The organism is Oceanisphaera arctica (genome assembly GCF_002936955.1).
GTDB lineage: Bacteria > Pseudomonadota > Gammaproteobacteria > Enterobacterales > Aeromonadaceae > Oceanimonas > Oceanimonas arctica.
Genome location: NZ_MPZM01000004.1, coordinates 94,398 through 118,982 on the forward strand (window position 1 = coordinate 94,398; position 24,585 = coordinate 118,982).

Annotated in this window: 26 protein-coding genes; 19 read left to right on the forward strand and 7 right to left on the reverse strand. The window is 58.5% G+C overall.

Going from position 1 to position 24,585, the window contains the following annotated elements; translation table 11 throughout:
* The first annotated feature begins 41 nt into the window (after positions 1-41).
* The 4 genes from UN63_RS03270 (at position 42) to UN63_RS03285 (ending at position 3,585) form a co-directional block, all read left to right on the forward strand.
* Positions 42-941: a ChaN family lipoprotein gene (locus UN63_RS03270; RefSeq protein WP_104485349.1), complete on the forward strand. Its 900-nt coding sequence runs from the start codon at positions 42-44 to the stop codon at positions 939-941.
* A 102-nt stretch (positions 942-1,043) separates the two neighbouring features.
* Entirely contained in the window at positions 1,044-1,376 is a 333-nt protein-coding gene (locus UN63_RS03275; RefSeq protein WP_104485350.1) for an SMR family transporter, read from the forward strand.
* 16 nt (positions 1,377-1,392) lie between these two features.
* Entirely contained in the window at positions 1,393-2,124 is a 732-nt protein-coding gene (locus UN63_RS03280; RefSeq protein WP_104485351.1) for a glycerophosphoryl diester phosphodiesterase, read from the forward strand.
* Positions 2,125-2,265: 141 nt separating this feature from the next.
* Positions 2,266-3,585: a DEAD/DEAH box helicase gene (locus UN63_RS03285; RefSeq protein WP_104485352.1), complete on the forward strand. Its 1,320-nt coding sequence runs from the start codon at positions 2,266-2,268 to the stop codon at positions 3,583-3,585.
* A 33-nt stretch (positions 3,586-3,618) separates the two neighbouring features.
* On the opposite strand, the gene UN63_RS03290 is transcribed toward UN63_RS03285, so the two are convergent.
* Positions 3,619-4,779 carry a benzoate/H(+) symporter BenE family transporter gene (locus tag UN63_RS03290; protein ID WP_104485353.1) on the reverse strand — a complete coding sequence of 387 codons (1,161 nt, stop codon included), beginning with the start codon at positions 4,777-4,779 and terminating at the stop codon, positions 3,619-3,621.
* Positions 4,780-4,904: 125 nt separating this feature from the next.
* Here UN63_RS03290 and UN63_RS03295 point away from each other — a divergent pair, with 125 nt between their 5' ends.
* On the forward strand, positions 4,905-5,468 hold the full coding sequence (locus UN63_RS03295; RefSeq protein WP_104485354.1) for a helix-turn-helix domain-containing protein: 564 nt from the start codon (positions 4,905-4,907) through the stop codon (positions 5,466-5,468).
* Between the two features lie 13 nt (positions 5,469-5,481).
* On the opposite strand, the gene UN63_RS03300 is transcribed toward UN63_RS03295, so the two are convergent.
* Entirely contained in the window at positions 5,482-5,919 is a 438-nt protein-coding gene (locus tag UN63_RS03300) for a CBS domain-containing protein (protein WP_104485355.1), read from the reverse strand.
* 204 nt (positions 5,920-6,123) lie between these two features.
* Between UN63_RS03300 and UN63_RS17035 the strand changes: the two genes are divergently transcribed.
* The 8 genes from UN63_RS17035 to UN63_RS03345 all read left to right on the forward strand — a co-directional run bounded on the left by UN63_RS17035 (position 6,124) and on the right by UN63_RS03345 (position 12,983).
* A complete protein-coding gene (locus UN63_RS17035) occupies positions 6,124-6,795 on the forward strand; it encodes an energy transducer TonB (RefSeq protein ID WP_104485356.1) in 672 nt (223 codons plus the stop codon).
* Positions 6,796-6,798: 3 nt separating this feature from the next.
* Positions 6,799-7,416 carry a MotA/TolQ/ExbB proton channel family protein gene (locus UN63_RS03310; protein ID WP_104485357.1) on the forward strand — a complete coding sequence of 206 codons (618 nt, stop codon included), beginning with the start codon at positions 6,799-6,801 and terminating at the stop codon, positions 7,414-7,416.
* Positions 7,416-7,841, forward strand: coding sequence for an ExbD/TolR family protein (locus UN63_RS03315; protein ID WP_104485358.1), 426 nt, complete (start codon positions 7,416-7,418; stop codon positions 7,839-7,841). The genes UN63_RS03310 and UN63_RS03315 overlap by 1 nt, the downstream gene beginning before the upstream one ends.
* Positions 7,842-8,048: 207 nt before the next feature.
* On the forward strand, positions 8,049-8,255 hold the full coding sequence (locus UN63_RS03320; RefSeq protein WP_104485359.1) for a hypothetical protein: 207 nt from the start codon (positions 8,049-8,051) through the stop codon (positions 8,253-8,255).
* A 252-nt stretch (positions 8,256-8,507) separates the two neighbouring features.
* A complete protein-coding gene (locus UN63_RS03325) occupies positions 8,508-9,563 on the forward strand; it encodes a BMP family protein (protein WP_104485360.1) in 1,056 nt (351 codons plus the stop codon).
* A 560-nt stretch (positions 9,564-10,123) separates the two neighbouring features.
* Entirely contained in the window at positions 10,124-11,791 is a 1,668-nt protein-coding gene (gene ettA / locus UN63_RS03335; protein WP_104485362.1) for an energy-dependent translational throttle protein EttA, read from the forward strand.
* 167 nt (positions 11,792-11,958) lie between these two features.
* Entirely contained in the window at positions 11,959-12,669 is a 711-nt protein-coding gene (locus tag UN63_RS03340; RefSeq protein WP_104485409.1) for an AzlC family ABC transporter permease, read from the forward strand.
* Positions 12,666-12,983, forward strand: coding sequence for an AzlD family protein (locus tag UN63_RS03345; protein ID WP_104485363.1), 318 nt, complete (start codon positions 12,666-12,668; stop codon positions 12,981-12,983). The genes UN63_RS03340 and UN63_RS03345 overlap by 4 nt, the downstream gene beginning before the upstream one ends.
* A gap of 250 nt (positions 12,984-13,233) precedes the next feature.
* On the opposite strand, the gene UN63_RS03350 is transcribed toward UN63_RS03345, so the two are convergent.
* A complete protein-coding gene (locus UN63_RS03350) occupies positions 13,234-14,064 on the reverse strand; it encodes a phytanoyl-CoA dioxygenase family protein (RefSeq protein ID WP_229793552.1) in 831 nt (276 codons plus the stop codon).
* 94 nt (positions 14,065-14,158) lie between these two features.
* On the opposite strand from UN63_RS03350, the gene UN63_RS03355 reads away from it, so the two are divergent.
* Entirely contained in the window at positions 14,159-15,064 is a 906-nt protein-coding gene (locus UN63_RS03355) for a LysR substrate-binding domain-containing protein (protein ID WP_104485364.1), read from the forward strand.
* Positions 15,065-15,563: 499 nt separating this feature from the next.
* Here the strand turns inward: UN63_RS03355 and UN63_RS03360 are convergent, their stop codons facing one another.
* Together UN63_RS03360 and UN63_RS03365 are read right to left on the reverse strand one after the other, a co-directional pair.
* Positions 15,564-16,922, reverse strand: coding sequence for a Na+/H+ antiporter family protein (locus UN63_RS03360; protein WP_104485365.1), 1,359 nt, complete (start codon positions 16,920-16,922; stop codon positions 15,564-15,566).
* 155 nt (positions 16,923-17,077) lie between these two features.
* Positions 17,078-17,668 carry a DUF4202 domain-containing protein gene (locus UN63_RS03365; protein ID WP_104485366.1) on the reverse strand — a complete coding sequence of 197 codons (591 nt, stop codon included), beginning with the start codon at positions 17,666-17,668 and terminating at the stop codon, positions 17,078-17,080.
* Between the two features lie 208 nt (positions 17,669-17,876).
* Here UN63_RS03365 and hmpA point away from each other — a divergent pair, with 208 nt between their 5' ends.
* The 3 genes from hmpA to UN63_RS03380 all read left to right on the forward strand — a co-directional run bounded on the left by hmpA (position 17,877) and on the right by UN63_RS03380 (position 20,491).
* Positions 17,877-19,073 carry an NO-inducible flavohemoprotein gene (gene hmpA, locus UN63_RS03370; RefSeq protein ID WP_104485367.1) on the forward strand — a complete coding sequence of 399 codons (1,197 nt, stop codon included), beginning with the start codon at positions 17,877-17,879 and terminating at the stop codon, positions 19,071-19,073.
* Between the two features lie 116 nt (positions 19,074-19,189).
* Entirely contained in the window at positions 19,190-20,032 is an 843-nt protein-coding gene (locus UN63_RS03375; protein WP_104485368.1) for an HpcH/HpaI aldolase/citrate lyase family protein, read from the forward strand.
* A 93-nt stretch (positions 20,033-20,125) separates the two neighbouring features.
* Positions 20,126-20,491, forward strand: a complete 366-nt coding sequence (locus UN63_RS03380) for a glutathione S-transferase N-terminal domain-containing protein (RefSeq protein ID WP_104485369.1) — start codon at positions 20,126-20,128, stop codon at positions 20,489-20,491.
* 87 nt (positions 20,492-20,578) lie between these two features.
* Here UN63_RS03380 and UN63_RS03385 read toward each other — a convergent pair whose 3' ends face one another.
* Positions 20,579-20,728 (reverse strand): entericidin A/B family lipoprotein, encoded by a 150-nt coding sequence (locus tag UN63_RS03385; RefSeq protein WP_104485370.1) that lies wholly within the window; start codon positions 20,726-20,728, stop codon positions 20,579-20,581.
* A gap of 244 nt (positions 20,729-20,972) precedes the next feature.
* Here UN63_RS03385 and chrA point away from each other — a divergent pair, with 244 nt between their 5' ends.
* Positions 20,973-22,103, forward strand: a complete 1,131-nt coding sequence (gene chrA, locus UN63_RS03390) for a chromate efflux transporter (RefSeq protein ID WP_104485371.1) — start codon at positions 20,973-20,975, stop codon at positions 22,101-22,103.
* Positions 22,104-22,284: 181 nt separating this feature from the next.
* On the forward strand, positions 22,285-23,751 hold the full coding sequence (gene pdxR, locus UN63_RS03395; RefSeq protein ID WP_104485372.1) for a MocR-like pyridoxine biosynthesis transcription factor PdxR: 1,467 nt from the start codon (positions 22,285-22,287) through the stop codon (positions 23,749-23,751).
* Positions 23,752-23,801: 50 nt separating this feature from the next.
* Here pdxR and UN63_RS03400 read toward each other — a convergent pair whose 3' ends face one another.
* Positions 23,802-24,569 (reverse strand): IclR family transcriptional regulator, encoded by a 768-nt coding sequence (locus UN63_RS03400; RefSeq protein ID WP_104485373.1) that lies wholly within the window; start codon positions 24,567-24,569, stop codon positions 23,802-23,804.
* Positions 24,570-24,585 lie beyond the last annotated feature (16 nt).

Below are 24,585 nucleotides of genomic sequence, written 5' to 3' on the forward strand. Positions count from 1 at the left end.
ATGACTTAATTGCTGTGCCCTGATCACGCCAAGGTGGTTTCATGCGTATCTTCCTGTTGTTGACTCTCTTTCTGCTCGGCGGTTGCCAGGCCGACGTTCGCCCCCCGGCCACCCTGTTCGATTACCAGTTGCACAGCCCGACAGGACAACCGTTGTCTCTTTCCCGGGCCGCTCGCCAACTGGACTCCGCCGATGTGATCATGGTCGGCGAGCTGCACGGCCACCCGGGCATTCACCGTTTTCAGGCCGAATTGCTGGCCCGGTTGTTGAGCCAGCCCCGCCCTCTGGCGCTAGCCATGGAGCAGTTCAGCCGGGACCATCAAGCCACGCTGAACGCCTATCTGGCAGGAAAACTGGGTGAAGATGCCTTTATCGAGCAGAGCAACGCCTGGCCCGGCTATCGCAGCGACTACCGACCACTGGTCGAACTGGCGCGTCAGGCCCAGATTCCGGTATTGGCGGCCAATGCCCCACGCCACCTGGTGCGCTGCATCGCCAGAAAAGGTCCCACTTACCTCGACCAGCTACCCGCGGATCAGCGCGCCTGGGTGGCCGAGCAGCTGACCCTGAGCGACGACGCCTACAAGGCGCGCTTCATGGCGAACCGCCATCACGGCCAGGCCCCCACCGAGTTTCAGTTTGCCGCCCAGACCAGCTGGGATGACACCATGGCCGAAAGCATAGACCGCTATCTGCAGTCTCATCCCCGGCACAGGGTGCTACTGACGGTAGGCCGCTTTCATATCGGTGACGGCCTGGGCACCGCCCGGCGCCTGCAACAACGAGCCCCCGGGCTCAAGGTCGCGCTCATTTATCCGGTAACCACGGATGAAGCGACTCCCGCAGCGCCCCTGTGGTCGCTGAAGGTCGGCGCCCTGCCCGCCGCCCGGCTGGATCAGGAGCCCTTGCCGTCCTTCAGTCTCGGCGAGCCCGACTGCTGAATGGCCGATGCTGTCGCCACAGAAAAGAACCCTGGTGATCTTGCTTTGATCTCCCGGCTTTAATCGGGCACATTGCCTGCCGTATCTGCAAGGGAGTCACCATTGAACGCCTATCTGTTACTGACCATGGCCATCGTTGCCGAAGTCATCGCCACCACGGCACTCAAGGCATCACACGGGTTCAGCCGTCTCGGGCCCAGCCTGCTGGTGGTCACCGGTTATAGCACCGCCTTCTGGCTGCTGGGGCTGGTCATGAACACTGTGCCCGTGGGCATTGCCTACGCCATCTGGTCCGGTGCCGGTATCGTGCTGGTGACCCTGCTGGCGGTACTATTCTACCGGCAAATTCCGGACCTGCCGGCGCTGCTCGGCATGGGGCTTATCATCGCCGGGGTGGCGGTGATCCAGCTGTGGTCCAGAAGCGGCGGTCACTGACGAGAGGGGGAACGATATGATCTTGTGCGGACACAGAGGCGTAGCCAGCCTGGCCCCGGAAAATACCCTGGCCGGGCTGCGCGAGGCCCATCGGCTGGGTCTTGAATGGGTAGAAATCGACGTTCAGCTGACCCGAGACGAGCAGGTGGTGGTAATTCACGACGAAAAGGTCAACCGCTGCACCAACGGCAAGGGGTGGCTGCGCCAATACGACCGGGATGAACTCGGCCGACTCGATGCGGGCAGCTGGTTCGACCCTGCCTTTTCCCAAGAGCGCATCCCCCTGCTCACGGATTATCTCACCCTCGCCGCCACCCTCGGCATTCGCGTCAATATCGAACTCAAACTCTACCCTCAGGATGATGCGGCGCGGCTGTGCCGCCGGGTCAGTGAGGTCATTGAGCAACACGGATTCGACAAAGACACACTGCTGTTTTCCAGCTTCGAGCCCGACTGTCTGCGTCAACTACAAATGCTGCAACCGGACATTGCCCGCGCCCTGCTGGTGGAGCGCATCCCCTACGACTGGCAGACACAACTGCAACAGCTGAACTGCACCGGCCTGAACTGCCACCACCGCCATCTGACCCGCGTACTGGCCGAGGCTGTGAAGGCCGCAGGTTACCGGCTGAACTGCTATACCGTCAACCATACGGGCAAGGCCGCCACCCTTGCCGCCTGGGGCGTGGACATGATCTTCACCGACACCCCACAGGATTACCTGAACGCAGGCTGGCGCCCGAGCTGAGTGACAGGCCGATTGATCCAGCCCTCTGACCAGAGTACGCCTTTGTTATAGCCTGCTGCGCTTTTCTGTTATCATGGTGACAGTTTGCCCACCGGCAATGCCTCTCAATCGTCCGCCAGGACCTTATTTGTTCGGAGTCTCATGTCTTTTGCTTCCCTCGGCCTGAACGCCCAGCTCGTTCAAGCTATTAATGAATGTGGTTACACAGAGCCGACCCCCATCCAGACCCAGGCTATTCCGCTGGTGCTTAAAGGTGGTGATCTGCTCGCCGGCGCTCAGACCGGTACCGGCAAGACCGCCGGCTTTGGCCTGCCCATGCTGCAGCGCCTGAGCGAAACCAAGGCCAAGCCACTGGCCAATGGCCGTCCCCCGGTTCGCGCCCTGGTGCTGACCCCCACCCGCGAGCTGGCCGCTCAGGTGGAAGAAAACCTGCGCGCCTACGCCAAGCATTCAGATTTGACCACTCTGGCCATGTTCGGTGGTGTGAGCATCAACCCGCAGATGAAGGCACTGGGCCGCAAGGTCGACATCGTCGTCGCCACCCCGGGTCGCCTGCTGGACCACGTTTCCCAGCGTTCCATCGACCTGTCTCGGGTCGAAATGCTGGTACTGGACGAAGCGGACCGCATGCTCGACATGGGCTTTATCCGCGATATTCGCCGCATTATTGCCAAGATGCCGGTAAAACGGCAGAACCTGCTGTTTTCCGCCACCTTCTCCAACGAGATCAAGCAACTGGCCGAAGACCTGCTGCACGAGCCGGAACACATAGAAGTAGCCACCCGCAACGCCACCGCCGATACCATTGCCCAACGCTTTTACGGCGTGGACAAAAATAAAAAGCGCGCCCTGCTCAGCTACCTGATTGGCCACAACAACTGGCAACAGGTACTGGTGTTCACCCGCACCAAGCACGGCGCCAACCGCCTGGCGATGCAGCTCGACAAAGACGGCCTGCCGGCCATGGCCATTCATGGTGACAAGAGCCAGGGCGCCCGTACCCGGGCCCTAAGCCAGTTCAAGGAAGGCAAGCTGCGCGTGCTGGTGGCCACCGACATCGCCGCCCGTGGTATCGACATCAGCGAGCTGCCCCACGTAGTCAACTACGAGCTGCCCCATGTGGCAGAAGACTATGTGCACCGCATCGGCCGTACCGGTCGTGCCGGCAGCCAGGGCGAAGCCCTGTCGCTGGTGTGCTTTGAAGAAAAGCCGCTGCTCAAGGCCATCGAAAAGCTGATCAAGCAAAGCGCCCAGCTGGAAATTCTGCCCGGCTACGAGCCGCTGCCAGACAGCCAGCAGCCGCCCATAGAAAAGCCCGGCGCCAACAACCGTGGCCGTGGTGGTAATGGCGGCAGAGGCAACGGCGGTGGTCGCGGCCAGAACCCGCGCAACGCCAACAACAAGGCGCCCCGCAGCAACAGGCCGAACCAGCCTCAGCGCCACGGCCGTCACGACGACTAAAACCAAAACCCCGGCATTCGCCGGGGTTTTTCTTTAATGCTGGTTGCGCCGGTTCAGCCAGTGCACGCCGCCACCGATCACCAGCCCCCAGAAGGCACTTCCGATACCGAACAGCGCCACGCCCGATGCGGTGATCATGAAGGTCAGCAGCGCCGCGTCCCGCTCCTGCTCATTCGCCATGGCCACCGTCAGGCTGTTGCCTATGGTGCCAAGCAGAGCCAGGCCGGCGATCGCCATCACCAGCTCCGTCGGCAAGGCGCTGAACAGCCCGACCACTGTAGCGCCAAACAACCCCATCAACAGATAAAAGACTCCGGCCCACACCGCCGCCTTGTAGCGCTGGTCAGAATTGGCGTCCACTTCCTTACCCATGCAAATCGCCGCACTGATCGCCGCCAGGTTAAGAGCGAAACCACCGAATGGCGCCAGCAAGAAGCCAGTGATGCCGGTCCAGCTGATCAGCGGCGATGCCGGTGTGTGATAACCGTGGGCGCGCAGCACGGCGATGCCCGGCACGTTCTGCGAGGCCATGGTCACCATGAACAGCGGAAGTCCGATACCCAGCAGGCTGGTGAGGGAAAAACTCGGCGTCATCAGCACCGGCCGGGCCAGCTGCCACTCAAAATCGTCAAACTGCAATAAACCCGCCCCCCCGGCTACCGCCAGCCCTGCCAACAGGCTGAGCGGTATCACATAGCGAGGCCACCGCCGGCGCAGGGCCAGATAGGTAACCAGCATGGCCGCGACCAACCAGGGCTGGGTCTGGGCCGAAGCAAAGAGCCCCAGACCGAAATTAAGCAAGACGCCGCCCAACATGGCCGCCGCCAGTCCCGCCGGCATCAGCCGCATGATCTTGTCAAACCAGCCGGTCACCCCGCACAGCAGGATCAGGCCTGAGCTGAACAGAAAGACACCGATGGCCTCGCTCATCGGTACTCCGGCCAGGGCGGTCACCAGCAGCGCCGCCCCCGGCGTCGACCAGGCGGTAAGTATCGGCTCCCGGTAACGCAGAGAAAACCAGATACTGGTAACCCCCGCTCCCAGGCCCAGGGCCCACATCCAGGAACTGATCTCGGCCTGGCTGGCGCCCGCCGCCGCGGCAGCCTGAAAGATAATGGCCGCCGAACTGGTATAGCCAACCAGCACGGCGATAAAACCGGCAGAAAGATGGGAAAGACTGATGACAACGCGCATATCACGTATCCTTGATTGACAGAATTGTGCGCTATAGCGCACAGCCCGAAGAGCGCCATGCTAGCAAAGGTATGCTATAACGCACAACAACATCAGTAAGGAAAAAATCAGTCAGGAGAGATCCCATGCAGGAGCCAAATCAATACCTTGCCACCCGTCTGCGAGCGTTGCGCAAGGAACGGGGCTGGAGCCTGGACAGGTGCGCCAGTGAAACCGGCGTCAGCAAGGCCATGCTGGGGCAGATAGAGCGCGGTGAATCCAGCCCCACCGTCGCGACCTTGTGGAAAATCGCCGGCGGCTTCAAGACCTCGCTGTCGAGCTTTCTGGAGCCGACACCCGAGCCCCATCCCGGCCCGCTCTACCGACAGGCAGATACCCTGCGCCAGCAACCGGCTGGCGATGGCATGCTGGTGGCGCCCTTGTTTCCCTTTGAAAACAGATTTGGCTTCGAGATGCTGGAGCTGACCCTGCTGCCCGGCTATGAACGCCGGTCCGAACCTCACGAAAGCGGCGTTATCGAGCACGTTATCGTACAAAAAGGCGAAATGGAGCTGTTACTGGAAGGCCAATGGCAGCCGCTGGCGCCGGGCGCGGCAGTACGCTTTCACGCCGACCAGCCCCACGGTTATCGCAACCCGGGTCCTGTGCCTGCCGTGTTTTACAACCTGATCCACTATCCAAAGCCATGAGCCCGTCTTGTCGCTATGCGTTACGTTCCTTGAGCAGCTCGGCACACAGCCGCACGAAGTCAGAAGAAGTGACGATGCCCGTCAGGCACTGCTCGCTATCGACCACGGTCAGGCAGCCGTGCCTGTTCTTCAGAAAAAAGGGCACCACCTCGGTGAGGGGTGCCTTGACGTCCACACTCTCGACATCGGGATCGATAATCTCCACCACCCGACACTGACGCTCGCGCCGCTCCAGCGCACTGACGCCATAGTCCGACAGCAAACTCATCACGGTGGCAATCATGCGTTTCTGGGTCAGTACCCCCAGCAGCTTGCCGGTAAGCTTGTCCACCACCGGAATATGACGGATGCTTTTTTCCCGCATCAGATCATGCGCATCTTTCAGAGTTGAGCTCGCATCCAGAGTGAGTAAATCGCGAGCCATGATATCGCCAACAGTGGTTGCAGCCATAAATCGTCCTTCCTTGTTTGTCCGGTTAGATCACTTAACAGTATGCATTATGTTGTGGCAGGGGGCCGTTCAGGTAGAAAACTAACGCCACATAAAATTAAACACAACTAGTTATCATTAAGGATAGCAATAGACATCGCATTAGAAATACGTATTCTATAGCCCCACAACCTGACGACTCTCTTTATCATCCGGGGTTTTATCTTGAGTTTTCGACGCTACTCCCTGTTTGCACTGGCCTCGCTTTTACTGCACGGACTGCTGGTTCAGGCCATGGAGCGAGAGGACATGGTCATTGCCCTGGCACCGACCACCAATCCCGGGTCAATCAGCGTGCAGATGCTGCCGACGGTGACAAAACCCGAGCCGGTAATAGAGCCGAGGCCCGAGCCAAAGGTCGAACCGAAGGCCGAGCCCAAACCGGTTCCGAAGCCCAAGCCAGCACCAACGCCAAAGCCGGTGCCCAGACCCGAGCCACGGCCAGCACCAGCCCCGCAACCACCGGTCAGGGTAGAGCCGCAGCCAGCACCAGCCCCGCCGCCACAGGAAAGGCTGGAATCTAAGCCGCAATCCGTTGCGGCCAAAGACAGCGCACCCCGGCACATCGACACGCCCAGCTTCAAAACCCGGCCGTCGCCCATTCCCTATCCTTCCCAGGCGCGACGCCGGGGGCTGGAAGGCACAGTACTGGTCGAGGTGTGGCTGGATGAAAACGGCAAGCAGACCAAACGGGTGCTGGCCCGTTCGTCCGGCGTCAGTCTGCTCGACAAAACTGCATTAAAAGCCATCGCCAAATGGCGCTTTTCCGCCTACGTGGAAAACGGTCGGGGCATTGCCCACCGCGTTCATATTCCCATTCGTTTCAAACTGGACTAAATCATGTCGTTTCTGAATCAACTGCATCAACAACTGGGCCTGATGAGCTGGCCACTGCTCCTCTGTTCTGTCATCACTCTGGCACTGTGGCTGGAGAGGACGCTGTCGTTGCTGTGGGCCAGCCTCTGCGGCGAGCAGGAAAAGCGTCACCTGCGGCTCCACGGCAGCACCTATCCGGAGGAAGATATTGACGTCCCCAAGTCGCTGATCCTGCAAGGTTGCAGCCTGCTGGTACAGCACAAGGGCTGTGACAAGACCACCCGGGAAGACCTGGCCTCGGTCTGGTTGCAGCAGCAGCGCCGCCGGCTGTATGCCGGCCTGCGGGTACTGACCCTGGTGGGGGTAATAAGCCCTTTGCTGGGTCTGCTCGGCACCGTGTTGGGGCTGATAGAGATGTTCAAAAGCGTCGGCGAAAGCGGCGATCCGGTGACGCCGGCGCTGCTGGCCGACGGCCTGGGCCTGGCCATGAGCACCACCGCCGCCGGCCTGCTGATTGCCCTGCCCGCCATTGCCGGCGCCCAGCTGTTCGGGCTCTGGGCCGATCGTCTGCTCGACAAGCTGACCGACGAGCTGAACCGGTGCAACCTGCACCTGGAAGGTATCCGGCTGGAAGCCCGCTAATGATAGGCCGTCCCGAACCCGCCCACTCCGGCTGGAGCTCCCTGACCCCGGATATCACGCCGCTGCTCGACATTATCTTTATCGTGCTGGTGTTTCTGATGCTCACCGCCAATATTCCGCTGCAGTCGCTGGAAGTGGACCTACCCAAGACCGACAGCGAGGCATTGAGCCACATTCAAGACAACGAGTCGGTCACCATCAATTTGCTGGCCGGCAGTCCTGCCTGGGCCCTGCAGGGTGAAAAATATGAAGACTGGGAACAGTTCAAACCGGTACTGCTAAGTCAGGTGGGCACCCTGAAAGACACCGAGCTGGTGCTGGCCTCCGATAAGGAGGTCACCGTCGACAAGATGCTGAAGCTGCTGGCTTTCTTGCAGGAATACCAAATCCAGGCCACCCAGATCCTGATGGAAGACGGAGAATAACCGCTCGCTGGCCACCACCCTGGCAGCTGCTCGCCACCGGAGCGACATCGGAGCGGCATCGGCCGATGTACTCCGACAGCTCAGTATCGACAGCGGCAGGCTCTGTTGTTAACAGCCATGACAGCTCTTTTCCGGCCCCGTTAATTTGACTTCTGGGGCCGCAGACTCCGTGCTATAACTGAGCTCCCTTGATTCGGGAGTGTCCTTATGAAACAACAAAAACAAAAAATAAAGGTAAGAAAAGGCGTGGTGACCTGCACTTTGCTGGCGGCCCTGTGGCTACCACTGCTGGCAAGCGCCGCCAGTATCGACAAGCATGCCGACAAACCCTCCTGGATGGACTGGGGATTCTTCGGCAATACCATTATCTCGGCCAGCCTCACCCGTTGGAGCAGCAAGAGAGACGACGAATAAACCAGTCGCAAGGACGCAGCCTTTACTCTCTTTACACCCTCTACTTTATCTTCTCTGTCCTCTTTTCATTTGCATCTCCTTTTCCCCCCTTCATTTTGTTTCAACCTCGTATTATTTCTGTGAGCACACTCCCAATTAAATGCCATACTGCTTAACAGTAATTTAACCATGGCGTAATCTCGTGGCCTGCAACCAATGCACACAAAAACAAAACAAAACGCACACATTATTAGGTAGATAAAGGACAACATCATGTACAAATTTGGAAGTACTCTGCTGATCGCCGCCGGTCTGACCCTGGCTCCCCTGGCCCAGGCCATGGCCGCAGACAAAGCCGACATCGCCGTGCTGATCCCCGGCAAACACAACGACAACGGCTTTATGCAGGCCGCCTACCGGGGTTACGAGAAGATCAAGGCCGAGCTGGATGTGAACGCCAGTTATGTATCCAATATCTCCGCCACTTCGGATCCGGTATTGCTGACCGACGCCATGCGCAAGCTGGCGGCCGAAGGCCCGGACATGATCATCGCCCACGGTGGCCAGTGCAACGGCCCGGCCCAGATCGTGAGTCAGGAATTCCCCGATATCAAATTTGTAGTCATTCAGGGCCATGTACAGGGCCCCAACCTGTCCAGCTATGTGGTGCGCCAGGAAGACTCCGCCTGGCTGGCGGGCGCCCTCGCCGGCCTGACCACCGAGTCTGATGTAGTCGGCCATATCTCCGGTGCCTGGCCCAAGCCCGGCCTGATGGGCCGCGCCGCCTTCTATGACGGCCTCAAGCACGTCAACCCCGACGCCAAGTTCCTGACCTGGTTCACCGGCGATCTGGATAACACCGGCATCAACGGCGAGGCAGCCGCCGCCGAAATCGCCAATGGCGCCGATGTGATCTACACCATGCTTAACGCCGGTCGTCAGGGCGTGATCGACGAGATCAAGTCTCACGACGGCAAGGTACGCCATATCGGCAACGTGTCCGACTGGACCCAGGTTGACTCAACCTTCGTCGGCTCGGCCGTGGCCGATGCCAGCGTCGCCATCCTCAACGCCGCCCGCGACTACACCACCGGTGAATGGCAACCCAACCAGATCCAGGAAATCGGTCTGGGCAAGGGTGACGTGGTCAAGCTGACCCTGGCCGAAGATGTATCGCCGGAAGTGAAGCAGAAGCTGGACGAACTGGCCGCCAAGATCGTCAGCGGCGAGATCACCATCTCCACCAGTTACGACGGTCAGGAATTCAACCCGGCCAGCGGCGAATTCGTGGATCAGTCGTTCAAGGAAACCCTGAAAACCAAGTCCTGATAGCTAGCCCTGCCCCAGAGGCTACAGGGCCGCCTCCCTCGATACGCCACTTGGCTAGCCATCTTTGCTGGGTAACGGCTGCGAATATTCACTGGATATTCGGTCCATTATCCAACAAAGATATACGGCAGCAAGCTGCCCCATGGGGGCTCAGAAATGCCATCTGACCGCCAGGGACGGCGGGAATGCCGGCACGGCAGGAGCATTTTCCGGCCCTGGTATTTCACGGTCGCGGGAGACGCTCCCCGCAGCCTCTCTTCCGGCATCGGCGTTCATGGCTGATAACACAGACAAGCAACGCCGGCGCCCCAAGGAGGGCAAAGCGATCTGCTCTGCCGACCTTCTATTACGGCGAGTCGGCGTAGCTGGCCCTTTGCCCGACTTGCATGAACATCCAAAGTACCGCACCTTCGTGAAATTCCCGTTTCTCCGCCTTCGGGCTCTGGCTTTCCCCGCTCAGCCAAGTACCATATACCCCATCGCTGTTCGGTTGACTGCAGGCCTGTTTCAGCGCCCGTCAGGCAATCAGTTAATCTTCTGAATTATCAGGATAAAGTGAAATGGCTCAATTTGTTTACAGCATGAATCGCGTGGGCAAGGTAGTTCCGCCCAAGCGTCATATTCTGAAGAATATCTCACTGTCGTTTTTCCCCGGCGCCAAGATCGGCGTGCTGGGTCTGAACGGCGCCGGTAAATCCACCCTGCTGCGCATCATGGCCGGCCTGGATACCGAAATCGAGGGCGAAGCCCGTCCCCAGCCCGGAATCAACATTGGCTACCTGCCTCAGGAGCCCAGGCTGAAGCCGGAGCAGACGGTACGCGAAGCCATCGAAGAAGCCGTGTCCGAAGTGGCCGGCGCCCTGAAAGAGCTGGACGAAGTCTATACCGCCTATGCGGATCCGGACGCCGACTTCGACAAGCTGGCCAAGCGTCAGGGCCAGCTGGAAGCCATCATCCAGGCCCACGACGGCCACAACCTGGACAACCAGCTGGAGCGGGCCGCCGACGCCCTGCGCCTGCCGCCCTGGGAAGCCACCATCGACAAGCTGTCCGGGGGTGAACGCCGCCGGGTCGCCATGTGTCAGCTGCTGCTCGAAAAACCGGACATGCTGCTGCTCGACGAACCCACCAACCACCTGGACGCCGAGTCCGTGGCCTGGCTGGAGCGCTTCCTGCACGACTACGAAGGCACCGTCGTGGCCATTACCCACGACCGTTATTTCCTCGATAACGTGGCCGGCTGGATTCTGGAGCTGGACCGGGGCGAAGGTATTCCCTGGGAAGGCAACTATTCTTCCTGGCTGGAGCAGAAAGATGCCCGTCTGTCTCAGGAACAGTCTTCCGAGGCCGCCCGCCAGAAGTCGATCCAGAAAGAACTGGAATGGGTTCGCCAGAACCCGAAAGGTCGTCAGGCCAAGTCCAAGGCCCGTATGGCCCGCTTTGAAGAACTGCAGAACCAGGACTTCCAGAAGCGTAACGAGACCAACGAACTGTTCATTCCGCCCGGCCCGCGCCTGGGTGACAATGTTATCGACGTTGAAAACCTGACCAAGTCTTACGGCGACCGGGTACTGATCGACGATCTCTCGTTCAGTATTCCCAAGGGCGCCATCGTCGGCATTATCGGCCCCAACGGCGCCGGTAAGTCCACTCTGTTCCGCATGATGACCGGTGCAGAACAGCCGGACTCAGGCAGCATCACCCTGGGTGACACGGTACAGCTGGCCTCGGTCGAGCAGTTCCGCGACAGCATGGACGACAAGAAAACCGTATGGGAAGAAGTGTCCGGTGGCCTGGACATGATGCGCATCGGCAACCTGGAGATCCCCAGCCGCGCCTATCTGGGCCGGTTCAACTTCAAGGGTATCGATCAGCAGAAGCGGGTCGGCGAGCTGTCTGGTGGTGAACGTGGCCGCCTGCACATGGCCAAGCTGCTGCAGACCGGCGGCAACGTGCTGCTGCTGGATGAGCCGACCAACGACCTGGATATTGAAACCCTGCGCGCGCTGGAAAACGCCCTGCTGGAATTCCCCGGTTGCGCCATGGTGATTTCCCACGATCGCTGGTTCCTCGACCGTATCGCCACCCATATCCTGGATTACAAGGACGAGGGTAAGGTGGAATTCTTCGAAGGCAACTTCACCGAATACGAAGACTGGAAGAAGAAAACCTACGGCGCCGAATCCGTTCAGCCCAAGCGCATCAAATACAAGAAAGTCACCAAGTAAGATTTTTACCTGATGAACAATACCAAAGCCCGCATGATGCGGGCTTTTTGTTAGCCTGGCTTTAATAGAGCGACCTCTGCAGTAACCTTAGGGTCTGCCCCGCCTCGCCCCTCTCCGTTCATGATGGTATCCTGTCGGCTTTGTAAAGCATGAACCCCGAGACCGTTATGCACATCTATGCCGAACAGGCACGACTGGATCCGGCCGATACCTGGTTTGGCTTCAAGCAGCTGTTACCGCTCTCCTTTTTTGTGGCCGCTTTCGGTCTGGCCTTTGGCCTGGCCGCCGCTCAGGAAGGCCTGAGCGAAGGTAACATAGTGCTGATGAGCGCGCTGGTATTTGCCGGTACTTCCCAGTTTGCCGCGCTGGAGCTGTGGGGCACTCAGGTGCCGCTGGTGCCCCTGATCATCACCACCTTCGCCATCAATGCCCGTCATCTGCTGATGGGCGCTAGCCTCTATCCCTGGCTGCAGCATCTGCCTCCGCTCAAGCGTTACGGCATCATGCTGTTTGCCTCCGATGCCAACTGGGCCATGGCGATGCAGAGCTTTCACAAGGGCGAACGGGCGCTGGGTATCCTGTTTGGCGGCGGCCTGGCCATCTGGTCGTTCTGGATGCTCGGCACCTGGCTCGGCCTCTATTTCGGCAGCGCCATCGAAGACCCCTTCAGCATCGGGCTGGACATGGTGCTGGGCTGCTTCCTGCTGGCCATGACCCTGGGTGGGCGTAAAGATTTTCGCACCCTGATTATCTGGGCCGTGGCGGGCGTTTCGGCGATGATGGCCTACTGGTGGCTGCCCGCCAACAGCCATGTGGTGATCGGCGCCCTGTCGGGCGGTCTGGTGGGCGCACTGTGGATGGAGAAAGACCAAAAATGAATCTGGAAACCGCAGGCACAGGCACCCTGCTGATTATCGGCGTCATGGCCATAGTGACCCTGGCCACCCGCTGGGGCGGCGTCTTCGTGATGTCATTGATCCCCATCAACCACAGGGTGCAGCAGTTTATCAGCGCCATGTCCGGCTCTGTGCTGGTGGCCATTCTGACCCCTATGGCGGTCAACGGCGATATAGGCGCCAGAACGGCGCTGCTGGCCACGGCGCTGACCATGCTGGTGCTGAAAAAGCCGCTGCCGGCCATTACCGCCGGCATTATCGCCGCGGCGCTCAGCCGACAGTTCTTCGGCGGTTAATGCCAACAGTCGACTCCGCAGCATAAAGGAGGACAAAGGGATCTGCTCCACCGACCATCACATGACAAGGATGTCATGTGCTGAGCATCACAGGGAGGTGCTTGAGCGAGTCGGTGGAGCGGGCCCTTTGTTCGACGTTTACACTGAAATGAAATAGACCATTTTTTAATGGGATTGATATTAACCGCCAATCGCTGCCGTTCACGCAAAAGCCCGCCGGATGGCGGGCTTTTATAGTTTACAGCCAGGCTTAACGCTGCCACACCACAGGGAACCAGTCTTCCCGCATCTTGTCGCCGGTGTTCAGGTTAATGCCGTCAAAGGGCGGTGAAGTAGCGCCGCCACGGTTGATATAACGTACATCGTCGCCCATGAAGCGGGTAGAGAAGGCCCGACGACGGTTCATTGTCTGGTTGCCCGGAGCGCCGTGTACCGTCTTGAAGTTGAACAGCAGCGCATCACCCAGCTCCATCTCGGGGATCATGATCTCGAAGTCGCCGCCGTCGATGTCCGGCATTTCCATGAAATGGCTGTCTTCCTTGTACCAGGAGGCGTTGGTCGACCATTTGCTCGGGCGTATCAGCTTGGGCCAGCGATGCGAGCCCAGCACCACCTGCAGGGCGTTTTCCGGGGTGATGGGATCCAGCGGTATCCAGTAGCTGCCGGTCTGATCGCCTTCGACACAGTAATAGGGCAAGTCCTGGTGCCAGGGGGTGGCCTTGGAAGTACCGGGCTCTTTCACCAGAATATGCTCGTGGAATACCTGTACCCGCTCGGAGCCGGTGGCTTCACCGACGATGGCGGCACCCGGCGACTGCTCAATCCACTGTTTGAACTCGGGAATTCGCTGCCAATTGCAGTAATCTTCAAAGAAACGGCCGGAATCGGTACCGGTGACGTTTTCTCTGCCATGCTCGCTGGGGTCGTTCAGCACCTTGTCGAAACCGGCACGCAGGGTTTCAATCCAGTCCTTGAACACGCCCTTGATCACGATGGCGCCATCGCGCTCATAGGCCGTCTTCTGCTCTTCCGTCAGCCATAGTTTCTCGGTTGAGTGCTGTGCGGTTACCGGCATATTCATGCTGTATTCCTTCCCCTCTGTGAGTAATGAATCGACTTTATCATTCTCATTACATAGTATAGAAATACATTTTACATATGAAGTACATAGATAAATGGCTATCCCCTTTACCTTCCGTCAGCTGAGCTATTTTGTGTCCGTGGCCCAGCACGGCAGCATCAGCAAGGCCGCCGAGGCATTGCATGTGTCTCAGCCTTCGGTATCCATCGCCATTCATCAGCTGGAAAGCCTGCTCAACCAGCCATTGTTTCAGCGCCATCGCGGCCAGGGGGTCAGCCTGACACCCAGAGGGGAAGAGTTACTCAAGGAAGCCCGCCAGATCCTCACCCTGTCTCATAACCTGCTGGCCCGACTGCAGCAGGACGACACCGAGGTGGAAGGGCAACTGGTGCTGTGCTGTTTTCGGGATATTGCGCCTTATTATCTGCCCCGACTGGTCAGCGAATTCGAACGTCGTTACCCCAAAATAAGAGTGGTGATGCAAGAGCAGGACCTGGCCGGGGTCAACCTTGCCCTGACCCAGGGCAAGGCCGAGCTGGCCCTGAGCTATGCACTGGGGTTGCCGCAGGAAGTGGACATCCAGGTGCTGGACGAACTGAAGCCCTATGCCCTGCTGCCTGCCGGACATAAACTGGCCGAAAAACCGACCCTGAGCCTGGCGGAAATAGCGAAAGAGACCCTGATACTGCAAGACATGCCGCTGACCCGGGAATATTTCATGTCGCTGTTCTGGCATCAGGATCTGCAACCTAGCCATATCCATACCACCGCCTCGTTCGAGATGCAGCGGGGTCTGGTGGCCCACGGGCATGGAGTGGCGTTGTCCTGCACCCGGCCCGCCGGCGATCAAAGCTACGATGGCGCCCCCCTCGCCTGTCGGCCACTGAAAGACGAGTTTCCTCCCCAACGGGTGGTGCTGGCCCATTCCCGCCAGTTTTCGCTCTCTATCCCCGCCCAGCTGTTTCTCGACCAGGTGGCCAACCAGAATAACAAACCATAAAAAAGCCGGGAGCAATGAACCCAACTCTCTGAGCACAACGTCGCCCGGCTTATGACCTGTCTCTTAATCACGAGTATGCCAGTTTGTTGTGGTGTAGAAAGAGGCAGCAGAGTTGCCTCCTCCGACACGCTTCAAGCACATCCCTGTAACGCTCTGCACATGCCATCCCTGGCATGTGACGGTCGGCTGAGGCAATCCCTGCCGTCTCTTCCATGACCCGAAGCTGTCTGTCGGAAGAGCTATCAGGCGACTCCGATACATCAGGGAGGACAAAGGGATCTGCTCAGCCGACCTTCTGTTTCAGGGATGAAACAGCGAGCCTACAGGGAAGTATTCATGGCGAGTCGGCGGAGCGGGCCCTTTGGCCGATGTATAAGCGTTTGCCAAGCATCCGCTTGTGTGACTTATGACTGAGAATCGAGCCCTCGCTGGAATAAAAAATGGCAGGAGCATCGCTGCTCCTGACATGTTACGGCCGGTTTAACCTGCCGTTCTGCGGTTACAACACCTGGGCTGCTATCCAGCCGAAGATCACCAACGGAATGTTGTAATGAATGAAGGTGGGGATCACCGAGTCACGAATGTGATCGTGCTGACCGTCTGCATTCAGGCCGGCGGTCGGCCCCAGAGTGGAGTCGGACGCCGGGGAACCTGCGTCACCCAGAGCCCCGGCGGTGCCCACCAGTGCCAGAGTGGCCAGTGGTGAGAAGCCGAAGCTTATCGCCAGGGGTACATAGATGGCGGCAATAATGGGAATGGTAGAGAACGACGAGCCAATGCCCATGGTAATGAACAAACCCACCAGCAGCATGACCAGCGCCGCCATCGGTGGGCTGTTGCCAATCAGCGCACCCGAGCCGGCTACCAGCTCGGGAATCGCACCCGAAGCCTTCATCACCCCGGCAAAACCGGAGGCGGCAATCATGATGAAACCCACCAGCGCCATCAGTCGCATGCCCTGGGTAAAGACATCGTCCTGATCTTTCCACTTGAACAGGCCGTTCATCGACAGCAGGGCAAAGCCCAGCAAGCCGCCCAGCACCATGGATCCGGTCATCAGCTGCACTATCAAGGCACCAACGATGGCCGCCCCTATCATGATCAGCTGCTTGCGGCTGAGTCGGGTCTGTTTCTTGCTACTGTCGACGTTATTGCTGCTGCCGACAGTCGCGACCGTCTGTTCCTGATACTCCCGTGGCCGACGATAACTGAACAGCACCGCCACCCCCAGCCCCAACAGCATGCCCAGTGCAGGCAGTAGCATCGCCTTGGGTGCCATGGACGCCGTAACATGCATGCCCAGCTCTTCACCTGCCTGATTGACACTGTTGGTCAGAATATCGTTGAGGAAGATGGTGCCAAAGCCCACCGGCGTGGTCATGTACATGATGGTGATACTGAAGGTAATCACACACGCCACGGCGCGTCTGTCCAGCTTCAGCATGCTCATCAGCCCCAGAAGAGGCGGAACCAGAATGGGAATAAAAGCGATATGTACCGGTATCACGGTACCGGAGGCGGCACCTATGATGATCAAGGCACCGAACATCAGCCACTTTACGCCACTCAACTGGGTTGGCTCACGCCGAGAGCCAACCCAGCCCAGGGCCTTGCTGGCCACCAGATCGGTAATACCGGTGCGCGACAGCGCCACGGCAAAGGCCCCCAGGGTGGCATAGGCCAGCGCCACGGTCGCGCCACTACCCAATCCTTCGTTAAAGGCGCCGATCACCTGTTCTACCGACATTCCGGCCCAAAGCCCCCCCACCAGGGCGGCAACCACCAGCGAAAATACAACCGATACCCGAGCCAAACACAGCGCTACCATCACCAGGATGGCCAGAACAATGGCATTCATAGGTTCCTCTCCCTCATGTTATTGCGTCCCTTTCTTGTTTTTCGTTGATTTACCGTGCCGAGCCCACACCTGACACTCACAAAAATTTAACATTGAAAGCACATTTACTATCCATATAGTTTCTATATAAAGTACATATCTTTTAAGCTATATGGTTAACCCTGCAGCGCCTTGCCCACCAGGGCCTGTATCTCGCTACTCAGCGGAATCTGCAGGGCGGCGGCATGCCCGTCCGGCGACATTTTCCCCCAGGTCTTGCGGATAATGTCGACCAGCTTCTCTTCACTATGGCGGGTGGCAAAGTCTTCCAGGTAATAGCGGATAAACACCAGACAAATCACGTCTTCCAGCGCCTGCACCTGCGGGTCCCGCTTGAGCTGCTTTTTCAGCAACAGATCCCTGATCCGTTGCTGCTCGCCTTCGTCGTAACCGACCCTTGCCATCAGGTTCGCGGTCAGCTCCCCATGAAACTCCGCCAGTTCGCTGCGCCACCGCTTGTAACCGGCGCGGTCCATAGGGTAACCGGCCCGGGGAATGCTCCAGCGTTTGATATGTTGTGCCCGGCAGGCAATTTGCAGCAGTTCGGGGGCGTCAGCCGCAAAGTCGGTCAGTGTTTCGCTCATTCGCCGACTATAGAGATATTCCTTGGGCCAGCTCTGGCCCTCGGCCTGCACCTGATTGGGATCTTCACGGTTTTCGGCATCGATCAATGCCAACACTTGCTGTAAACGGGAATTCTGGGTCATCACCTGACGTCCTGTGGGGTAACAGAAAAACATTGTTACCTCTGGGCCTGCAAATGCAAGCGACAATCAAGGAGTTAGCCGTTTTTAACCGACAGTAAGCGGTGCTCACCCGCCAATAAAGGCATATTTCATATTGATGCATATTAAATATAACTATAGAATCCATCAATAAGTTGCATTCTGAATATCACTTAAAGAGAGCCTTGCCATGCTGGATAGCCGCACCATCGAGATAGTCAAAAGCACAGTCCCCCTGCTGGAGTCTGCCAACACCGCCCTGACCGAGCACTTCTACAAGCGCATGTTCCGTGACAACCCGGAACTGAAAGACGTGTTCAACCTCAGTCACCAGAAAACCGGCCGCCAGCCCGCCGCCCTGTTTGCTGCGGTACTGGCCTATGCCAAAAACATCGATAACCCGGCGGTACTGAGTGCGGCGGTCGAGCGCATCGCCCACAAGCACACCGGCTTTTCCATTCAACCGGCCCAGTACGACATCGTCGGCCATCACCTGCTGGAAACCATCAAGGAGCTAGCCCCCGACGCGGCCACGCCCGAGGTAATCGACGCCTGGGCCCAGGCCTACGGCGCCCTGGCCGGTATCTTTATCGGTCGTGAAGAACAGCTGTATCAGCAAAGCGAGCAGAAAGACGGTGGCTGGCGCGGTCATCGCACCTTCGTGGTGAAAGAAAAGCGGGTTGAAAGCGAGCAGATCGTAAGCTTCCTGCTGGTGCCCGAAGATGGCGGCGCCGTGGCCGACTACCTGCCCGGCCAGTACCTCAACCTGCACCTGGACAGCCCCGAACTCGAACACAAGGAGTATCGTCAGTACTCCCTGTGTCAGGCCGCCAACGGTCGGGAATATCGCATCGCCGTCAAGCGCGAGCCGGGTGGCGTGGCCTCCAACTTCATGCACGACAAGGTACAGGTCGGCGACCAGCTGCAGGTGCTGCCGCCGGCGGGCGACTTCTTCATGGAAGTGAGTACAGAGACCCCCGTGGTGCTGATCTCCGGCGGTGTGGGCCTGACCCCGATGCGCGCCATGCTCGATCAACTGCTCACCCTGGGCCATCAGGCGGACATTCACTGGCTGCATGCCTGTGACAACGGCGCCCAGCATGCCTTCAAGAACGACATTCAGCAGCGTCGTCAGGCCCACGTCAACCTGAATACCCATATCTGGTACCGCACGCCAGCCGAAACCGACCAACCGGCAGAGGACTATCACGCCGAAGGCCTGATGAACCTGGCCAAGGTAAAAGACGCCATCGCTCTGGACGGCGCCCATTATTACTTCTGCGGCCCCCTGCCCTTCATGGCCATGGTCAAGGAGCAACTGTCGGCCTGGGGCATCGAAGACTCACGCCTGCATTACGAGGTATTCGGCCCGCATCAGGCCCTCTAACGGCGACCGGATCCCACAATCCGAACCCCGCTGTTTACAGCCTTGACGAACTGCTCTAAACAGAAGACTCCGTTGCACACCTCCGGGCGCTCTGCCCGGATTGACAGGGGTTTTTTATGGATATCAATGCGCTGCAAACTCTGCTGTTTGTTCCGGCCAACCGGCCGGAACGTTTCGACAAGGCACTGGCCAGCGGGGCCGATGCCATCATCATCGATTTGGAAGACGCGGTGCCGGCGGCAGAAAAAGACGCTGCCTGCACTAACCTGAGCGGATGGCTCGACAAACAGCCCCCCAACTCGGTGCTGGTGCGTATCAACGGCACCGGCAGCCCCTGGTTTACCCAGGACTGCTCCCTTTGCCGCTCACCTGCGGTGGCCGCCATCGTCGTGCCCAAGGCCGAAGATCCCGAGGCGCTGAAAGAGCTGGCTCATATCACCGAAAAACCCCTGTTGCCCTTTGTTGAATCTGCGCTGGCCTTTACCCGGCTGAACGAGATTGCCGCCGCTTCCGGCGTGGCCCGCTTGCTGTTCGGCAAGCTGGATCTGGCGCTGGATCTGGGCATGGACTATCCGCCTCCCGCCGGCGAGCCCCTCGACGAATCCGCCTTTCTGTTTGCCCGCAGCCAGCTGGTAATGTGCTCCCGCGTTCATGGTCTGGCAGCACCGCTGGACGCCATTTATACCGCCATTCACGACCCCAAGGGGCTGACCGCCTATGCCCGCCAGGGCATGCGGCTGGGATTCGGTGGCTTTTTGCTGATCCATCCGGCACAGGTAGCGCCGGCCCAGCAGGCACTGGCGCCCACCAGCGCCCAGATTTCCTGGGCCAGACATATCCTGGAAGCAGAGCAAAGGGTCAAGGGCGCCGTGGTCGCGGTCAGTGGCAACATGGTGGATACCCCAGTGATGGCTCGGGCCCGCCGCATCATGGAGTCCGCCAGCGGCATGCTGAAATAGCGAAAATACCGGCGGTTTTCAGATACAATCCCCCGCTGATCACCACGACTCGATCACAACTATCTGATTAATCGCAAAACAGGGGGAGCCGTCATGTTGGTAAAAATATTACGTAATGGGATTGGGGGCATTCTGCAGGTGGGCGACATACTGACTCGTCCCACCAGAATGCGGCGGACGCCAGAGGCACAGCAGCAAGTGGACGAAGCCTGTAAACAGCTGGCGCTGTATCAGCTGCCGCGCTGTCCCTTCTGCATCAAGGTGCGTCGGGCCATGCACAAACTGAACCTGTCCATAGAACTGCGTAATGTTCAGCCTGGCTCCCCGCACCGGGATGCACTGCAGGTGGGTGGCGGACGCGTCAAATCCCCCTGTCTGCGCATAGAAGAAAACGGCGAAAGCCGCTGGATGTACGAGTCCAACGACATTATCGCCTACCTGCAGCAACGCTTCGGCTGAGCCGGAACATAAAGACACAAAAACGCCGCCAGCGAGTATGACCCGCTGGCGGCGTTTTGCTGTTCAATTTAGCAGTTCAGTTTCCGGTCAATAGCTGCGCTGCACGTCACGAGCGGCACCTTCTACCGCCTCGCCCCCCTTCTGAATATCCTTGCCGGCACCGGCAAAGGTATTGCAACCATAGAGCCCAACCGCCAGCCCCACGACCATCAGCACCGTCATCAGTTTCTTGAACATTGTCTTCTTCCTTCTGCGGGAAATGAACATTCAACAGTATAGATCCCATAACAACAGTTAAACGTTGGGAGCAGTTCCTTATGATGAATCCGCCCGGTACGACGCAACCCCGACAACAACAACGGCGCGAGCGGCGTCCGATTAGGCAACAGACAGAGTTATCGGTTTTTTCTCATTTCGATCATGAGATGTTCATCGCTGGCGGCTATGATAGGCCCCTCCCCGATAATGGATGACTTCACTCATGCTCCACGTATTCTGGCAATTCTTCAAACTCGGTTGGATAAGCTTCGGCGGCCCCGCCGCTCATATCGGCTACTTTCAGCGTCATTTCGTGCAAAAACTCGGCTGGCTCCCGCAAGAGCGCTTCGCCTCGACCCTGGCTTTATGCCAGTTTTTGCCCGGTCCGGCATCCAGCCAGCTGGGGTTTGCCATCGGCTATCAGCGCGCCGGGCTCGGCGGTGCCCTGGCCGCCTTCGTCGGCTTTACCCTGCCCTCTTTTCTGCTGATGCTTGGCTTAGGCCTGGCCGGGCAGCACTATGCCAGCCATCCGGCGGCCCTGGCCCTGGTGACCGGGCTAAAGCTGTTTGCGCTGGTGGTGGTAGCCGATGCGGTGCTGACCATGGCCGGTCAGTTCTGTCGACAACGGCTGACACTGACCATCGCCGTGCTGAGTGCCGCTTTGCTGTGGCTGCTGCCGGGACTGATCGGCCAGTTTGTCGTGCTACTGGCGGCGGCACTGGCCGGCGCCCTGTTGCTGAAAAAGGAAGGCGCCGGGACCAGCCAGTCGCTCGGTCTCAACTGGCCTTTCTTGTTGCTGTTTTTGGGCTTGTTGCTGGTAATGCCGCTGCTGGCGCTATCTGGTACCGCGGCGATTTTTGCCGACTTCTATCAGGCCGGCAGTCTGGTATTCGGTGGCGGCCATGTGGTGCTGCCCTTGTTACAAGGGACCCTGGCCGGAGACTTGTCTCAGGAGGTGTTTCTTACCGGTTATGCGGCGGCCCAGGCCATGCCTGGCCCCATGTTTACCCTGGCGAGTTTTCTGGGTGCCGAACTGTTGCCAGCAATGCCGGTACTGGGGGCGCTGGTCGCCACCTTCGGTATCTTTCTGCCGGGCTTTTTGCTGGTGCTGGCCCTGCAACACAGCTGGCAGGCGCTGGCATCCCGACCGGTCATGGCCGGTGCGGTACAAGGCATTAATGCGGCCGTGGTAGGGCTGTTGCTGGCGGCGCTGTATCAGCCGGTGTTTGTCAGCAGCGTCACCGGCGCCCCGGCACTGGCCGCTGCCGCCCTGGGCCTGCTGGCCCTGCGCACCTTCAAGTGCCCGCTGCTGGTACTGATCCCGGCCTTCATGCTGCTGGGGTTCTGGCTGTGAATGTGGCAGACAGCACAAAATGAGAAATAAACACTCATTTTTCATGATAACAACGTATTTTTATGTAAATATCGAGCCATAACAGCCGGTAATAAGGGTATCACAGGCTGGTTGCGGGGTGTTGCTATCGCTTTATCAATGCCCTGCGTGTTCACTCACAGTTCACCACGGAGGCCACAGGATGTCGGCACTTTTCCATCTCGAAAGAGGTAGTCAGGCGACCCTGCAACAGCAGGTCCGGGAACACTTGGTCAGTGCCATACTGGGTGGCTTTTTACCTCCGAACAAACCTCTCCCTTCTTGTCGTAGCCTGGCCAAAAATCTGAATGTAGCGCGTAATACCATAGTGCTGGTGTATGATGAGCTGGTCTCAGATGGTTACCTTACTTCCCGTGAGCGCAGCGGTTATTATGTCAACGCTCAGTTTACCGGTGGTCACCTTGAAGCCTCCCCGGATACACCTGCAGAACCCCATATCGACAAGGTAAACTGGCTTGAGCGGCTTAAGGTAAAACCCGGCCATCAGTCCAATGCCAGCCAGTCCCACTCCTGGCAAAGCTATCAATACCCCTTTGTTTACGGCCAGCTGGATACCAGCCTGTTTCCCATCGACAGCTGGCGTAAATGCTGGAAGGACGCCGTCAGCGTGCAGGCTATCCGTGACTGGAGTTCGGATCGTTATGACAGCGACGACCCCCAGTTGATCGAACAGCTGCAGAAACGCATCCTGCCCAGCCGAGGCATACAGGCGAGCAGTGAAGAAATTCTGGTCACCGTTGGTTCACAGCAGGCTATCTATCTGCTGGCCCAGTTACTACTGGACGACCAATCCTGTTTCGGTATTGAAGATCCCGGTTATGTCAGTGCCGGCCATATCGCCCGGGTGTTCAATGCCCGAGTGAAAAGCCTGAGGATAGACGGAGATGGCATGGAGGTTGATGAGCAGCTGAACGAATGTGATGCCGTCTACCTGACCCCCAGCCACCAGTGTCCGACCGCAGTAACCATGCCGCTGGCACGACGGCTCGCACTATTGGAAGCGGCACAACAACAGGATTTCATTGTCATTGAAGATGACTATGAGATGGAAATGAACTTTGATACCCATCCAACCCCGGCCCTGAAGAGCCTGGACAAGGCCGAACGGGTGCTTTATGTCGGCAGCCTGTCCAAGACTCTGGCTCCCGGATTGCGCATGGGATTTCTGGTCGGTCCCAGAGCCCTGATCCAGGAAGCCCGTAACCTTCGCCAGCTGATGCTGCGTCACCCGCCGCTCAATAACCAACGCGCCGTGGCGCTGTTTCTGGCCCAAGGCTATCACGATGCCCTATTGCGAAAACTGGCGCGAGTATTTCAGGAGCGAGGGGAATGCCTGGCGCAGGCGTTAAAGCAGCACCTGCCCGACTGCCTCAGCTCCCCCATCAGCGGCTCTTCTTGCTGGCTGGAACTGCCAGAACATATAGATGCAGGGCTGCTGAAACAAAGAGCGGCAAAAGAAGGGCTGCTGCTGATCTCCGCCGATAGCTACCATTTCGGCAACCATCTGCCGAAAAACTATCTCAAGATAGGACTCTCGGCGATTCCGCTCGAAAAAATCGAACCCGGCATCAGGCTGCTGGCAAAAATAAAGGCACAGTTACAGACGTAAACAGCAAAATAACGGAGCCTGTTGCTCATTTCATACAGATAAAAGAAATACTATAAGTCCAGCACCACCTGCAGCTGGGCGGCAGCACGGCGCAGGATAGGCGCATACTCCATCAGGCTGGCCAGCGGCTTGCGTATTGTCGGTGCATGCACAGCCAGCGTGGCGCGCACCTGCCCTACCTCATCATAAATAGGCACGGCAATAGCCACCATGCCGTCAATCAATTCTTCATTGTCGGTACTCAACGTATTCTCGGCAATCTTCTCCATTTCCTGTTCCAGCCGCACCTTGTCGGTAATGCTATTCTGGGTGTGGGCATCCAGGGGTAAGCTGGCAAGAAGTGCCTTGCGGCGGTGCAGTGGCATTAACGCCAGAAACAGCTTGCCACTGGCGGTGCAATGCAGAGGCATGCGTGAGCCGGGGGGCAGCTGTATCCGTACCGGCCAGTTGGTTTCGACCCGTTCGAAGTAGACCAGCTCATGGCCATCCAACAAGGTTATATTGCAGGTTTCTCCCAACTCGGCGGCCAGTTTCTGCAATACCGCCCGTCTCGGAGCTCCAACATTGCGTTGAGCCAGCACGGCCAGGGCCATTTTTCTCAAGCGCGGTCCCGGGCTGAGGTGACGACCGTCGGGCTCTTTCTGCAACAGACCTTCCTGCTCCAGCTGGCCGATAATACGGTGTATTGTTGGCTTGGGCACATCAAGGCGCTGACATAAATCTGCCGCCGTGGTCGCCCTGTCTTCCTTGAGCAGTTCCTCGATCAAGGCAAAAGCACGAAGCAGAGTAGAATTGGTAGCACTTACTGATGTGCTCATAAGCCCTCCTGTATGA